This window comes from Pseudomonas sp. WS 5412 (genome assembly GCF_012985615.1).
Taxonomy (GTDB): Bacteria; Pseudomonadota; Gammaproteobacteria; order Pseudomonadales; family Pseudomonadaceae; genus Aquipseudomonas; species Aquipseudomonas shahriarae.
Genome location: NZ_JAARMB010000009.1, coordinates 44181 through 58272 on the forward strand (window position 1 = coordinate 44181; position 14092 = coordinate 58272).

The 14092-nt window shown below is 61.1% G+C and carries 11 protein-coding genes and 4 tRNA genes; 10 read left to right on the forward strand and 5 right to left on the reverse strand.

From position 1 onward, the window contains the following. Positions 1-54 precede the first annotated feature (54 nt). From HBR94_RS13735 to pyrF, 3 genes are all read left to right on the forward strand, one after another. The gene (locus tag HBR94_RS13735) at positions 55-873 is read left to right on the forward strand and encodes a DUF4892 domain-containing protein (protein WP_057438883.1); all 819 of its coding nucleotides are present in this window, start codon (positions 55-57) and stop codon (positions 871-873) included. A gap of 72 nt (positions 874-945) precedes the next feature. Then, on the forward strand, positions 946-2007 hold the full coding sequence (locus HBR94_RS13740) for an AI-2E family transporter (RefSeq protein ID WP_057438884.1): 1062 nt from the start codon (positions 946-948) through the stop codon (positions 2005-2007). 240 nt (positions 2008-2247) lie between these two features. After that, positions 2248-2946: an orotidine-5'-phosphate decarboxylase gene (pyrF, locus tag HBR94_RS13745; protein ID WP_057438885.1), complete on the forward strand. Its 699-nt coding sequence runs from the start codon at positions 2248-2250 to the stop codon at positions 2944-2946. A 157-nt stretch (positions 2947-3103) separates the two neighbouring features. On the opposite strand, the gene HBR94_RS13750 is transcribed toward pyrF, so the two are convergent. Continuing rightward, positions 3104-4111 (reverse strand): NADP-dependent oxidoreductase, encoded by a 1008-nt coding sequence (locus HBR94_RS13750; RefSeq protein ID WP_057438886.1) that lies wholly within the window; start codon positions 4109-4111, stop codon positions 3104-3106. Between the two features lie 226 nt (positions 4112-4337). Between HBR94_RS13750 and HBR94_RS13755 the strand changes: the two genes are divergently transcribed. The 3 genes from HBR94_RS13755 to HBR94_RS13765 all read left to right on the forward strand — a co-directional run bounded on the left by HBR94_RS13755 (position 4338) and on the right by HBR94_RS13765 (position 8785). Beyond that, a complete protein-coding gene (locus HBR94_RS13755; protein ID WP_120732284.1) occupies positions 4338-5099 on the forward strand; it encodes an SDR family oxidoreductase in 762 nt (253 codons plus the stop codon). A 206-nt stretch (positions 5100-5305) separates the two neighbouring features. Beyond that, positions 5306-6730 (forward strand): PLP-dependent aminotransferase family protein, encoded by a 1425-nt coding sequence (locus HBR94_RS13760; RefSeq protein WP_170044980.1) that lies wholly within the window; start codon positions 5306-5308, stop codon positions 6728-6730. Between the two features lie 114 nt (positions 6731-6844). Next, a complete protein-coding gene (locus tag HBR94_RS13765) occupies positions 6845-8785 on the forward strand; it encodes a methyl-accepting chemotaxis protein (protein ID WP_170044981.1) in 1941 nt (646 codons plus the stop codon). 149 nt (positions 8786-8934) lie between these two features. Here the strand turns inward: HBR94_RS13765 and HBR94_RS13770 are convergent, their stop codons facing one another. Further along, positions 8935-9747: an alpha/beta fold hydrolase gene (locus HBR94_RS13770; protein ID WP_057959005.1), complete on the reverse strand. Its 813-nt coding sequence runs from the start codon at positions 9745-9747 to the stop codon at positions 8935-8937. Positions 9748-9871: 124 nt separating this feature from the next. Beyond that, positions 9872-10642 carry a hypothetical protein gene (locus tag HBR94_RS13775; RefSeq protein WP_057438889.1) on the reverse strand — a complete coding sequence of 257 codons (771 nt, stop codon included), beginning with the start codon at positions 10640-10642 and terminating at the stop codon, positions 9872-9874. A gap of 357 nt (positions 10643-10999) precedes the next feature. Between HBR94_RS13775 and HBR94_RS13780 the strand changes: the two genes are divergently transcribed. From HBR94_RS13780 to HBR94_RS13795, 4 genes are all read left to right on the forward strand, one after another. After that, positions 11000-11075 (forward strand) — tRNA-Glu (locus tag HBR94_RS13780). Between the two features lie 2 nt (positions 11076-11077). Then, positions 11078-11153: transfer RNA gene (locus HBR94_RS13785), tRNA-Gly, on the forward strand. Between the two features lie 105 nt (positions 11154-11258). Then, positions 11259-11334 (forward strand) — tRNA-Glu (locus HBR94_RS13790). Positions 11335-11337: 3 nt separating this feature from the next. Continuing rightward, positions 11338-11413 (forward strand) — tRNA-Gly (locus tag HBR94_RS13795). Between the two features lie 102 nt (positions 11414-11515). On the opposite strand, the gene HBR94_RS13800 is transcribed toward HBR94_RS13795, so the two are convergent. Further along, positions 11516-13255, reverse strand: a complete 1740-nt coding sequence (locus HBR94_RS13800; protein ID WP_170044982.1) for a dipeptidase — start codon at positions 13253-13255, stop codon at positions 11516-11518. A 155-nt stretch (positions 13256-13410) separates the two neighbouring features. Next, positions 13411-14037 carry a hypothetical protein gene (locus HBR94_RS13805; protein WP_057438890.1) on the reverse strand — a complete coding sequence of 209 codons (627 nt, stop codon included), beginning with the start codon at positions 14035-14037 and terminating at the stop codon, positions 13411-13413. Positions 14038-14092: the final 55 nt, after the last annotated feature.

Below are 14092 nucleotides of genomic sequence, written 5' to 3' on the forward strand. Positions count from 1 at the left end.
CATGAACAATCCGAATACCGCGAAGGCATTCACCGGCCCAGGCGCACCGATCCGATGAGTAGTGCCAAGGGAATTATCCGTGTGCTTGGGCTGTGCTGCATCAGCCCGTTGGTCTTCGCTGCTGATCTACCGGGAAGCCAGGATCTGCCCAGCGTGGCCCGTCAGGTGGATGCGCAGATTGTCGACTACCGTCCCGCCGAAGAAAAAGAACGCATCTACCCCATGGGCGCGATCCGCAAGATCAGCGGCCAGTTGCGCTACGACGGTCAGGCCACGGCCCGCGGCCAAGTAACCGCCATCACCTATGAACTGCCTGCCGAGCACAGCTCCAGCACGGCCTTCAAAGCCACGCGCGAGGCGTTGCAAGAACAGGGCGCGCAGTTGTTGTTCTGGTGCCAGGCCCGCGATTGTGGCGAAAGCAGCCTCTGGGCCAATGAAGTGTTGGGCAATGCCAAGCTGGTCGGCGCCGATGGCCAGCAGGAATTCCTCTTGCTGCGCCTGGCCGCCCCTCAGGACAACTCTCTGGTGGCGCTGTACGGCATCACCCGCGGCAATCGCCGGGCTTACCTGCATGTGGAGCAAATGGACGCCAGCGCGCCATTGGGGCAATTGCTGCCGACCTCTGCCACACTGCTGCGCGAACTGAAAAGCACCGGCGACCTGGATTTCCCTTTGCTGGGGGCTGAGCCCGACGCAACATGGTTGACCCTGATTTCCCGTGGATTGAACCTCGACACCACCTTGCGGGTCAGTTTGAGCGGACCCAACGCTGAAGCCTGGCGCCAGGGCCTGATCGACAAGGGCGTGCGTGCGGCGCGCCTGGAAACCGCTACTGGCGAGACCCAGGGCCTGCATCTGCAAGTGATCCGCTGATCGTTCCAGGGCGAACGGACCCGCGCCGTTCGCCTAAGCTCTCCCTCAACAGACTTCTTTTCGAGAAAGCACATGCTCAACAATGATCGCCTGCTGGTGCAGATCCTGCTCCTGGTGCTGTTTGGTGCCAGTTTCTGGGTGATGGCACCGTTCTGGTCGGCGCTGTTCTGGGGCGCGGTGCTGGCGTTTGCCAGTTGGCCGCTGATGCGCCTGTTGACCCGCGCCCTGGGCGGCCGTGAGTCCCTGGCAGCGGGGATTCTGACCTTGGGCTGGATGTTGCTGGTGGCAGTGCCACTGGTGTGGCTGGGCTTCAACCTGGCCGACCATGTGCGCGATGCCGTGGCGCTGATCAAGGACGTCCAGGTCGACGGCCTGCCCGAAGCACCCACCTGGCTGGGCTCGATCCCGTTTGTGGGAGAGCGGCTGGTGGGCATGTGGGACAGCATCGACCAGCAGGGCGCGGCCCTGATGGTCACGATCAAGCCCTACCTGGGACAGGTCGGCAACTGGCTGCTGGCCCGCAGCGCGCAGATCGGCGGCGGCATCCTCGAACTGACCCTCAGCCTGGTGTTTGTATTCTTTTTCTACCGCGACGGGCCACGCCTGGCGATGTTCGTCCACCGCCTGCTGGAGCGTTTGATCGGTGATCGCGCCGGCTACTACATCGACCTGGTGGCCGGCACGGTGCAACGGGTGGTCAACGGCGTGATCGGCACCGCCGCCGCCCAGGCATTGCTGGCACTGATCGGCTTCCTGATTGCCGGCGTGCCCGGGGCACTGGTGCTGGGCATCGTCACCTTCCTGCTCAGCCTGATCCCCATGGGCCCGCCCCTGGTCTGGATCCCGGCCACGGCCTGGTTGGTATGGAAGGGCGATTACACCTACGCGGTGTTCCTCGGCGTCTGGGGCACATTCATCATCAGTGGCGTAGACAACGTGCTCAAGCCCTACCTGATCAGCCGCGGCGGTAACCTGCCACTGGTGATTGTGTTGCTGGGGGTATTTGGTGGCTTGATCGCGTTTGGCTTTATCGGCTTGTTTATCGGGCCGACCTTGTTGGCGGTGGCGTATAGCCTGTTGACGGATTGGAGCGCGACTCAGGCGCAGGTTCGTCGCGAGGACAAGGTGAGCTGATCCTTTGTAGGAGCCGGCAATGGCTAGGTCCAGGGTAGTCACGTTTTTGCCGTCACCTGCGGGCGAGGCTACTGTCGGGGCATGTTGCAGGCGTGTCGTGAATGTATCTGCTTTGAAATATTAGTCGGTTCTCCCAGAAAAATAGGCGCTTGCCGAGGATTTACCGATCATCGGATCCCGCAAAGCTGCTGCTTGCGCTACAATCCGCGCCGATTTCGACTTGCCTGAGAGCCCATTCCAATGTCCGTCTGCCAGACTCCTATCATCGTCGCCCTGGATTACCCCACCCGTGACGCCGCACTGAAGCTGGCTGACCAGTTGGACCCCAAGCTCTGCCGGGTCAAGGTCGGCAAGGAGCTGTTCACCAGTTGTGCCGCAGAAATCGTCGGCACCCTGCGTGACAAGGGTTTTGAGGTGTTCCTCGACCTGAAATTCCACGATATCCCCAACACCACCGCGATGGCGGTCAAGGCCGCGGCCGAGATGGGCGTGTGGATGGTCAACGTCCACTGTTCCGGCGGCCTGCGCATGATGGCCGCGTGCCGTGAGGTGCTGGATCAGCGCAGCGGTCCCAAGCCGTTGCTGATCGGTGTGACCGTGCTGACCAGCATGGAGCGTGAGGACCTGGCCGGTATTGGCCTGGATATCGAGCCCCAGGAGCAAGTACTGCGTCTGGCGGCCCTGGCGCAGAAAGCCGGCCTCGATGGCCTGGTGTGTTCGGCGCTGGAGGCCCAGGCGTTGAAGACTGCCCATCCTACGCTGCAACTGGTGACCCCGGGGATTCGTCCGGCGGGCAGCGCCCAGGACGATCAGCGGCGGATTCTTACGCCGCGCCAGGCGCTGGATGCGGGTTCTGATTACTTGGTGATCGGTCGTCCGATCAGCCAGGCGGCCGATCCGGCCAAGGCCCTGGCGGCGGTGGTTGCCGAAATCGCCTGATGCCTTTGCGCTAAAAATGTGGGAGCTGGCTTGCCAGCGATGCAGGCACCTCGGTTTTTCAGTCAGTCCGAGGTGATGCTATCGCAGGCAAGCCAGCTCCCACAGTTGCTTACGGTGTGCCGCTTGGCACCCGATCCCACAAGGGCGCTGTGGGGTGTCAGTTGACCTTCAGCACCAACTTGCCAAAGTTCTCGCCGTTGAACAGCTTCATCAGCGTTTCAGGGAACGTCTCCAGTCCCTCGACAATATCTTCCTTGCTCTTGAGCTTGCCTTGCGCCATCCAGCCGGCCATTTCCTGCCCGGCGGCGGCAAAGTTCGCCGCATGGTCCATCACCACAAACCCTTCCATACGCGCCCGATTGACCAGCAGTGACAAGTAGTTGGCCGGTCCCTTCACGGCTTCCTTGTTGTTGTACTGGCTGATGGCCCCGCAGATCACCACCCGCGCCTTCAACGCGAGGCGGCTGAGCACGGCGTCGAGGATATCGCCGCCGACGTTATCGAAATACACGTCCACGCCTTTTGGGCATTCGCGCTTGAGGGCCGCCGGCACGTCTTCGTGCTTGTAGTCGATGGCCGCGTCGAACCCCAGTTCCTCCAGCAAAAACTTGCACTTGTCGGCGCCGCCAGCAATCCCTACCACGCGGCAGCCTTTGATCTTGGCGATCTGCCCGGCAATGCTGCCCACCGCCCCGGCGGCGCCGGAAATCACTACGGTATCGCCGGCCTTGGGCGCGCCGGTGTCGAGCAGGGCAAAGTAGGCGGTCATGCCGGTCATGCCCAGCGCCGACAGATAGCGCGGCAGCGGCGCCAGTTTCGGATCGACCTTATAGAAACCGCGCGGCTCGCCGAGGAAGTAATCCTGTACACCCAGGGCGCCATTCACGTAGTCCCCGACCGCGAATTTCGGTGTGTTCGAGGCGATGACCTGGCCTACGCCCAAGGCGCGCATTACTTCGCCGATGGCGACCGGCGGGATGTAGGACTTGCCTTCATTCATCCAGCCACGCATGGCCGGGTCGAGGGACAGGTATTCGTTGCGCACCAGCACCTGGCCGTCCGCCAGGTTGCCCACTGGCACTTCCTGGTAGGTGAAGGTGTCCCGCGTGGCCGCACCGACCGGGCGTTTGGCAAGCAGGAATTGGCGGTTGGTCTGGGCAGTCATGGCAAGGACTCTGGATAAATGGACCTCAAGTGATAGACCTTCCAGGCGCCAGGAGCAAGGTCGGCCGATACCTGCGAATGCCCGGCGATAGGCTGGGTTGATAGTGGGCCCGGCAGGCTTATCACTGCCGTGCATGGGCGCTCAACCGGCCCTCTGATAGTGCTGACGCGTGGCGCCTGGCCCTGGCTATGCTGGGCCCACGGGCATTCATCCAAGGATATAAGCAATGAGCATGACGTTTTCCGGCCAGGTCGCCCTGGTCACCGGCGCTGCCAACGGTATCGGCCGCGCCACGGCGCTGGCATTCGCCAACGAAGGCCTGAAGGTCGTGGTCGCCGACCTGGATGTGGCGGGCGGCGAGGGCACCGTCGCGTTGATCCGCGAGGCGGGCGGCGAGGCGTTGTTCGTGCGCTGCAACGTCACCCTGGAGGCAGATGTGCAGCAACTGATGCAGCAAGTGCTGAACAGCTATGGTCGCCTGGACTATGCGTTCAACAATGCCGGCATCGAGATTGAACAGGGCAAGTTGGCCGATGGCACCCTGGATGAGTTCGACGCCATCATGGGGGTCAACGTCAAGGGCGTGTGGTTGTGCATGAAGTATCAGCTGCCGTTGCTGCTGGCCCAGGGCGGTGGGGCGATCGTCAATACCGCATCGGTGGCGGGGTTGGGGGCTGCGCCGAAGATGAGTATTTATGCGGCGTCCAAGCATGCGGTGATTGGCCTGACCAAGTCGGCAGCCATCGAGTACGCGAAAAAGAAAATCCGCGTCAACGCCGTGTGCCCGGCGGTGATCGACACCGACATGTTCCGTCGTGCCTATGAAGCCGACCCGCGCAAGGCCGAGTTTGCCGCCGCCATGCACCCGGTCGGGCGCATTGGCACGGTCGGGGAAATCGCCAGCGCGGTGCTGTATCTGTGCAGCGATGGCGCCGCGTTCACCACTGGCCAGGCATTGGCCGTGGATGGCGGTGCGACGGCTATTTAGGACGGGTCGCCGTGCACCACTGAGAAAGTGATTTCCAGTGCTGTGGGGCGTTTCCGCAGGTGGCAAGATGCCCTGGGCTATTGTGTTTCAATAGGTAAATAACCCAATAAAATCAATGATTTAATAAATTTATGAGCAGGGTGATCCTGGCCTTCTGTGCTTAACTGTTTTGAGTTAAATGCCAAACAGTTGAAGGGGGGTGGCTCATGGATTTAGGGATCAATCGACAAGCCCTTGTACCGGTGGTTCAGCAAATTGTCAGCGCCATTGCCGCATGGATTCGGGAGAGCGGGGTCAGCCCCGGAACGCGCTTGCCTTCCATCCGGCAACTGGCCCAGGACAACCTGCTCAGTCAATCCAGTGTGATCGAGGCGCTGGAGCGCATGGTGGCCGAAGGGGTCTTGGCCTCAAGGGCCGGTTCGGGGTTTGTTATCGCCGAGCAACCGGTGGCCAGCAGCCCATTGGCGGAGTGCCAGTGGTATGAGGGGGCAGAACGCAGGTGGGGGGCCTTTACCGATAACCAGTTGGGAGAATTGAAGCTGGGGTGCGGCTGGCTGCCGGACTCCTGGCGTGAAAGTGATGACATCAGCTATGCGATTCGCGAAATCAGCCGTACCGATACCGCTGGGGTTTTCAATTACAGCACGCCCCTGGGGTTGCCAGCGCTACGTGAGCAATTGCACAAGCGCCTGACACAGATCCAGGTGGCCAGCACTGCCGAGCAGATCCTCACCACCCACGGCGCGAGCCATGCCCAGGACCTGCTGATCCGCACCTTGCTCAAGGCCGGCGACACGGTGGTGGTCGAGAGCCCTGGCTACGGCAACCTGTATCGTCAGTTGGCTTTCCACGGTGTCATGTTGCTGGAGGTGCCCAGAACCCGCAGCGGCCCGGATATCCAGGCCCTGGAAACGCTGCTGGCCCGCCACCGCCCCAAGTGCCTGTTCATCAACAGCCTCTACCACAACCCGACGGGCACCAGCCTGTCGCGGGTGGTCGCCGAGCGTCTGTTGCACCTGGCCCACACTCGGGACTTCCTGATTGTCGAGGAGGATGTCTACGGCGACCTGCAACATGCTTCCTGTACCCGTCTGGCGGCGTTGGCCCATGATGATCGGGTGATCTATGTCTCGAGCTTTTCCAAGACCCTGAGCAGCGCCCTGCGGGTTGGCTATCTCACCGCCAGCACGGCCCTCATCAGCCAATTGCTCAAGCTCAAGACCTTGACCGGTATGGGCACCTCACGCTTTGCCGAAGCGATGGTGGCCAGTCTCCTGACCAACGGCACCTACCGCAAATGGGTACAGCGCCTGCGCCGACGGCTGAGCGCGGAGATGGCGAAGACCTTGCAGGTGCTGGAGGATGAAGAGTGGGAGGTCTTTGCGGTGCCCGCAGGTGGCATGTTTGTGTGGGCGCGCCCGGGTTCAGGGGATGGCTCAAGGGTGCACGCAAGGGCCCGGCAGCTTGGGGTCTTGCTGTCTTCTGGCGAGTTGTTCAGCCCGACCGGCGAGCACGCTGACTGGCTGCGGATCAATGTGGCCTATGCCTGCGATCATCGGGCCCTGGCATTGTTCAAGGCCATGGGCCCCACAGGATCGACTTCCACCATTCTGAAAACGACGGAGGTGTAGCTTTTTGCCATTATTGTGGCGCCAACGTCTTGTGTTGCAGGGCCCGGGATTGCGAATCTCGTTGTACGAATACTGGACTTGCTGGCGTTCGCCACCCCAAGAGGACTTTGCGCAATGATTTCGGCCGTGCAACGACGATTTGCCAACCTTGGGCTGGCCAGGAAGCTGGGGCTGGGGTTTGCCCTGGTACTGCTGTTGACGGCCCTGGTGGCGGCGATTGGCGTGTGGTCCCTGCAAACCGTTGGTCAGCGTTTTGTGGGGCTCAAGGGCATGTCTTCGCTCAATGAGGGGCTGCTGAATGTGCGTTTGATTGAGCAGGAGTATGCATTGCGCAGCGATGCCGACTCGGTCGAGGTCCTGCACCAACGGGTGGATAGCCTGGTGGCCGAAGCCCAGGCGCTCAACATGAGCGAGGTCGAGCAGGCGCTGGGCGCCTATCGCAAGGCATTTGACGAATTTGTCGAGCTGACCCAGGCCAAGGACCTGGCGCTGGAAATGGCCAGTTGGTCGGTGTCCAGTGTCGCCAACAACCTCGATGTATTGCAGGCCGGCCTGGCCGACGATGGGGCCTATAACCTCAAGGAAAGCCAAGGCAAAGAGGGCGCCGAGTTTATCGAGCAGGCCGGGCAGGTGGGGCAGGTTTCGCGCTTGATGTTGCAGGCCATGAACGAAGCCCATGTGCGCCTGGATCAGAGCCGCAAGGGCGACGCGGACAGTGCCGGGCAAGGCCACATCGAGCAGGCCGATCAGGCCCTGGCCCAGGCCGGGCAACTGCAGGCCCTGGTCAAGGATCCTGGCTATCAGACCGTGCTCAATGAAGTGGTCGGGCATATCGGAGCCTTCAGCGAAAAACTCACCGAATACACCGGCCTGCTGGCCCAGGAAAAAATCGTCTACCAACAGTTGCATGAGCGGGCCGCGCAAGTGGTGGCGCAGGTCAACCAGGCCTATGCCGCGCAGGACCAGTCGATGCAGGCGCAGTTGGCCAAGAGCAGCTTGCTGATCATTGTGTCATCGGCCCTGGCCTTATTGGTCGGGGTGATTGCCGCGTGGCTGATTACCCGGCTGATCGTGATGCCGCTGCGCAGCGTGATTGCCGTGGCCCGGCAGATTGCGGCCGGGGATCTCAGCGGGCGCATGGAGGTGAGCCGACAGGACGAGATGGGCCAGTTGATGCAGGCGATGCAGCAGATGGGCGGGGGCCTGAGCAATATGGTCAGCGGGCTGCAGGCGGGGATTGAACAATTGGCCAGCTCGGCCCAGTCATTGTCCAGGGGGGCCGAGCAGACCAATCTCGAAGTCAGTAGCCAGAAAGAAGAAACCGAGCAAGTCGCCACCGCCATGAACCAGATGGCCGCCACGGTGCACGATGTGGCACGCAATGCCGAGCAGGCCGCACAAGCGGCGCAGACCGCCGACGACAAGGTCGACACTGGCCAGCAGGTGGTACGCCAGAGCCTGCAGCGCATCGAGCTGCTGGCCAGTTCGGCGACCTCTGCCAGCACCAGCATCGAAAGCCTGAGCGCCGAAATCCAGAATATCGGCAGCGTGTTGGAGGTGATCAAAAGTGTTGCCGAGCAGACCAACCTGCTGGCGCTCAACGCCGCCATCGAGGCGGCACGCGCCGGGGAGCAAGGGCGCGGCTTTGCGGTGGTCGCCGATGAGGTGCGCGCCCTGGCCAGGCGCACCCAGCAATCGACGGAGGAAATCGAACGTCTGGTCAGCACCTTGCGCAGCGCGGCGCAGTCTTCAGTGCGGGATATCCAGCACAGCGGCGAGCTGGTGAAGCTGGCTGTCAGCGATGCCCTGGAAACCGAAAGTGCGTTGGGCAGCATTGCCGCGGCGGTGTCGCTGATCCAGCAGATGAACCAGCAGATCGCGGCCGCGGCCGAGCAGCAGAGCTCGGTGGCCGAAGAAATCAACCGCAGCGTCACCAGTATCCGCGCCAGCGCCGATCAATCGGCGCTGAGCATGCAGGGTAATGCGGCATCGAGTATCGAGTTGGCGCAACTGGGGGCGGAACTCAAGGGGATGGTGGGGCATTTCCGGCTGTGATCATATTCAGGGCCGGAACGAGTTCCCTGGGGGAGCTGACACCCTGAGGTGTACTCACGGGCGCCATCGCGGGCGAGCCCGCTCCCACAGGGGGGAGTGTAGCTGCGTGCCTCGGCATCTCATCTACGTTGAAGATACTCAAGGTGTGATCAGGCGTGATTGGCCAAAAAGGTCAGCAGTGCCTCATTGACGAAATCAGGATTTTCCCGGCTGGAGATATGCCCTGCGTCCGGGATCAATACCAGATCGCAGCCGATCAGATCGGCCATTTCCTGCGCTTCTGCGGGTGGGCGCGGCTGGTCCTCGTTGCCACACATCACCAGAGTCGTATCAGCATTCAGGCGGGATAAGCCTTCCAGCGCATCCCCACGACCGAAAATCAGGCGACCCAGGGGCACGATGCTTTGCAGCAGGCGATCCTTGGGGAAGTCGCGCAGGGACTGGCGGAAGTCCTGATACAGCGCAGAGTCGTGGTCGATGCCGGGGCGGAAGAAGATCGGCACGATGATATCCAGCAGGGCATCTGGAATAGCACCCGCGGCCTCGATTGCGCCGAGCAGTGCGAAATACTGTTCGCGGGTGGCCTCAGGCTCTGCGCCCAGATAGGTATCCATCAATACCAGGCTGTTGACCCGCTCGGGCGCCAGCAACGCCAGCGGCGCAGCCCACATGCCGCCGACGGATAAACCCACCAGGTTGACCTGGGCAATCTCCAGATGGTCCAGCAAGGCCAGGGCCTGGCGTGCCAGGTCGTCCAGGGTGCGGGTCTGTGCCGGTAGCGGGCCAGACTCACCGTGACCCCACAGCTCTGGCACGATCACTCGGTACTGTTGCGACAGGGCGGCGATCTGCGGTGCCCACATGTGCTGGTCCCACAGGTAGCTCTGGCCGAGCAGGACAGCAGGGCCCGCGCCCTGGTCCACGTAGTGCAGGGGCTGACCATCAATGATGACACTTGGCATGAAGGCCTCTTTCGTTTACGGAATGAAGTGCACTTTTGTACGCGAGTTATTGCAGCGAGGGGTAGAGGCAGGATGATGGCTCCGGGTGCAAAGCATGCACCCGGCGAATCAAGGCAGGAGAGGATCAGTCGTAGATGACTTTCTTTTTCCACTCGGCATCAGCGTCATCGGCTTTCAAGCCTGCGGTCAGCTCATTGGTCTCTTCGGCGGTTTGCTGGCTGTTGGTCAGCACCATGGAGTTGGCACGCGCCAATTGTTTTTCCAGCAGTTGCAGGTGCTGGCTGTAGGTGGCCGGTTCAGGCTGCTTGCGCAGGTATTGCACGCCGCGCTCGAACGCCAGGCGCGCCTGGCCGGGCTGCGCCTGTTGCAGCGCGTGTTGGCCAAGATTGTTGAAGAACTCGATGTGCAGCAGCACCAGCAGGTGACGGATTTCGCGGATCCAGTGCTTGGCCTCGTTGGTGGGCAAAAAGCCGTCCTGGGCGGCGCGGGTGACCTGGCCGTGCAGGGCTTCGAGCAGGAAGCGTACATCCTTGGCCTTGGCCTCGGTCTGGATCGGCCCTGGAGGGTTGTTCACCGGGATCGACTCGCCCTGGCCCACCAGTGCTTCCAACTCGGCAATACGGGCCTTGATGGTGCTGCTGGATTTGTTGAGGTGGAGCATGCGTTGGTTGACGTTCAGTTCCAGGCGGGTCAGCAGCAGTTTGAGCTGCGGCGTCATCAGTTGGCCGGGGAACGTCTCGGTGATCTCGCCACAGCGGCGCAGCCGATCATTGAGCTCAATCTGGGCCCGGGCTTTTTCCAGTTTGTTGTTTTCCACCACGTGGTTCATGTAGCCAATGGCGATCAGTATTACGATCCCGGCTATTACCAGCAGGGTGATCATGAGTGGTGTCACCGGTGTGACCTCTTTGTAGGATGTGCGTTGAAGTGTAGTGATTGGCGCTTGCGGCGGATAGGACTCTTCGACGAGATGAGTCAGTGCTTTCATCTGTATATGTAGGTAACTCTGAATAGATGCACATTGCCACCATTCGCGGGTCAGGACTATAACGTCTTGTCGGGCGCCAGAATATAGGCGCCAAAGCCTGGACGGCGAGAAACTCCGACAGTGGCGGTAAAGCGGGGCGAAGTCATTGATTTAAATAAATTTATCCTTGGGGGTTGACGACCTTTCAATCCATCCATAGAATGCGCGCCACTTACAGCGTAAAGCACACAGCGAAACGCGGTAGGGAGTGAATGTTGTACGTGTGTCCCCTTCGTCTAGTGGCCTAGGACACCGCCCTTTCACGGCGGTAACAGGGGTTCGAGTCCCCTAGGGGACGCCATTGCGGGAATAGCTCAGTTGGTAGAGCACGACCTTGCCAAGGTCGGGGTCGCGAGTTCGAGTCTCGTTTCCCGCTCCATTTTTAAACAGTGTGGCTTTCGGGCGGCACTGAGTGAAACCAGGACCAAGTCTTCGGACAAGGCCTCTGGGCACTGGAACACACACCATGTGTTTCAGTTAGCGTGTCCCCTTCGTCTAGTGGCCTAGGACACCGCCCTTTCACGGCGGTAACAGGGGTTCGAGTCCCCTAGGGGACGCCATTTGCGGGAATAGCTCAGTTGGTAGAGCACGACCTTGCCAAGGTCGGGGTCGCGAGTTCGAGTCTCGTTTCCCGCTCCATATTCAACAAAAACGCCGCTCAGTGATGAGCGGCGTTTTTGTTTGTCTGCAATTCAAGCCTGCGCAAATGGACCCGCCGCACAAGCGGGTCCAGGTGCTGGGTCAGAGTTTCGGCAACTGCCCGATACGGCCCATCATTTCCGTCACGATCTGCAGGTCCAGCAGGAACTGCTCGGTGGTCTTGAACTCGTTGTCGGTGTGCCCGGTGTATTTGACCTCGGGGCGGGCCAGGCCGAATTGCACGCCATTGGGCAGGTCATGCACCGAGGTTGCGCCAGCCGAAGTCCCGTACTCAGGCTTCATGCCCAGGTTTTCCGTGGCCACGGCCAGCAGCGCCTTGACCCATTCACCCTCGGGGTTACGGTACATCGGCGCGGCGACCGAGTAGTCGAAGGCTGGCGCAATATGGGTCTTTTGGCTCCAGGCGCTCAGCTTGTCAGCGATCTCTTTCTTGAGCGTTTCTGGGGATTTACCTTTTGGCACCCGCAGGTTGACCGCCAGCTTGAAGGCTTTTTCGTCCATGCCGACAAAGGTCGGCGAGGTGGTCAGTGGCCCCATGAACGTATCGGCAAAGCCCACACCCAATTTGCCACCCAGGTAATCCAGGCCCCAGTTATCGGCGGCATAGCGGGCAGCGTCAGTAATCTCGTTGTGTTTGAACGCAACCTTGCCGTCCAGGCTGTTGATAAAGACCAGCATCCGCGCCACCGGGTTGATGCCCGATTCGGGTTCGGAAGAGTGCGCCGATACCCCGGTGACGGTCAGCTTGACGTCTTTGTCGACGACCTTGGCATCTACTGTGAAATCGCCACCATTGGCCTTGGCGAATTCACTCCCGGCCTGTTGCAGGCTGGCAGCCAGTTCGGCTGGGCTGTCGCTGCGCAACGTGGCCACCGATGCCGAAGGAATCTGGTTGGTCGCCAGGCCGCCGGTCATGGCAATGATTTCGGCGCCTTTGCCGTCGGCTTTGCGCTTGGCAAAGGTGGCCATGACCGTGCCATAACCCTTTTCGGCGATGACGACCGGGTAGCCGCCGTCCAGCGCGAGGTTGTAGTTGGGCGTCGGGTTGTGTTCGAAGTAGTAGGGAATGGCGTCGCCGGTGGTTTCTTCGGTGGTGTCCACCAGCAGCTTGAAGTTGCGTGCCAGGGGCAGGTTTTCTTCCTTGATCACTTTCATCGCATACAGCGTCACCACGATGCCGTTCTTGTCATCCTCGGTGCCGCGGCCGTACATGCGGTCGCCAATCAGCGTGACCTTGAACGGGTCGAGGCGGGTGCCATCGGCCAGTACCCAGTTTTCCGGGGTCACCGGCACCACGTCGGCGTGGGCGTGGATGCCCACAACTTCGTCGCCGGCACCTTCCAGGGATATTTCGTAGACGCGGTTGTCGATATTGCGGAACTTCAGGTTGAACGCCTGGGCCAGGCTTTTGATCTTGTCGGCGATCTTGATGAATTCAGGGTTGTCGTGCTGGGCTACGCCTTCTACCTGGAAGGTCGGTATGGCCACCAGCTCGCGCAGGGTCTCGGTAGCCGCCGTGCCGTATTTCACTCGGGTGTAGAGGCCCAGCAGGCGATGAATTTCGTTTTGCTGTTCGGCGGACAGGCGCTTGTTATCGAGAAAAGCACTGATTGCCGGGCCCAAGTCGGCGGTTTTGCCCAGTTCACTTGTGGCCAGGCTGCCGAGGAAGGTGCGGAAGTCCTTGATCGAGGCGTCATTGAACGTCTTGAGGATGGTCGCGCTCTGTTGCGGGGTGATATTGGCGAACGCTGGTGCGGTAACGGCGGACAGGCTGGCGACCATCAGGGTGGCGGCGGCCAGGTGCTTGAGGGAGAAGTCCATTGCTGGGGGCATTCCTTTGCAGGTGGTGAGTAGGAGGTCTCCGATTTTTATGTCGGAAACATTTTCACACACTAGCATCACCCACAAGCTCCAGGGGAGCCCCTTGCGCGGTGATGTCCTATCTCAATAATAAAACGCCGCCTGCCATCAATCTGTCAGTCGAGGCTGTAGCGCACCGACAACGTGCCCTTTTTCTCCGACAGGCCGAGGATCGTGACCTGGCCGACCTGGGCGAGGGCCTGTACGTGAGTGCCGCCGCAGGCGTAGGGCGGCAGATCACCAAAACCTACTTCCCGGGAGCCGCTTTGCAGCGTCATTTGGCGCGGTAAATCTGCGGCGATCCATTGGTTGACCTGTTGTTGCAGGGCATCGGCCTCCATGTTCTGGGCGAACTCCCCACGGATAAAACTGATCTTGCCTTCGCCTGGCCAGTGGTGGGCCTTGATCGGCATCCAGCCCAGGGTCTCACCGGCGTTGCCAATCAGATGCCCTGCCGAATGCAGGCGTGTATGCAGGGCGCGGCGCTCGCCGTCGACCCGCGCTTGCTGGAGCCCGAGTGCGACGGGCTGGTCCACGTAGTGCACGATGCGCTCGGCTTCCTGCACCACTTTCAACACGTTGCTGTCTCCCAGCCACCCCGTATCAAAAGGCTGGCCGCCACCCTGGGGGTGGAAAATGGTGGAGTGCAGCACCACCGCAAACTGCTGCTCAAACGGCGTGCACTCCAGCACATCAACATCGGCAACCAGGTGGTCATGGGTAAAAAACAGGCGCTGGGTCATCGTCTACATCCGCATCAGGGTTCTAAACAGCAGTATAAGTAGTGCGCCAATGGGT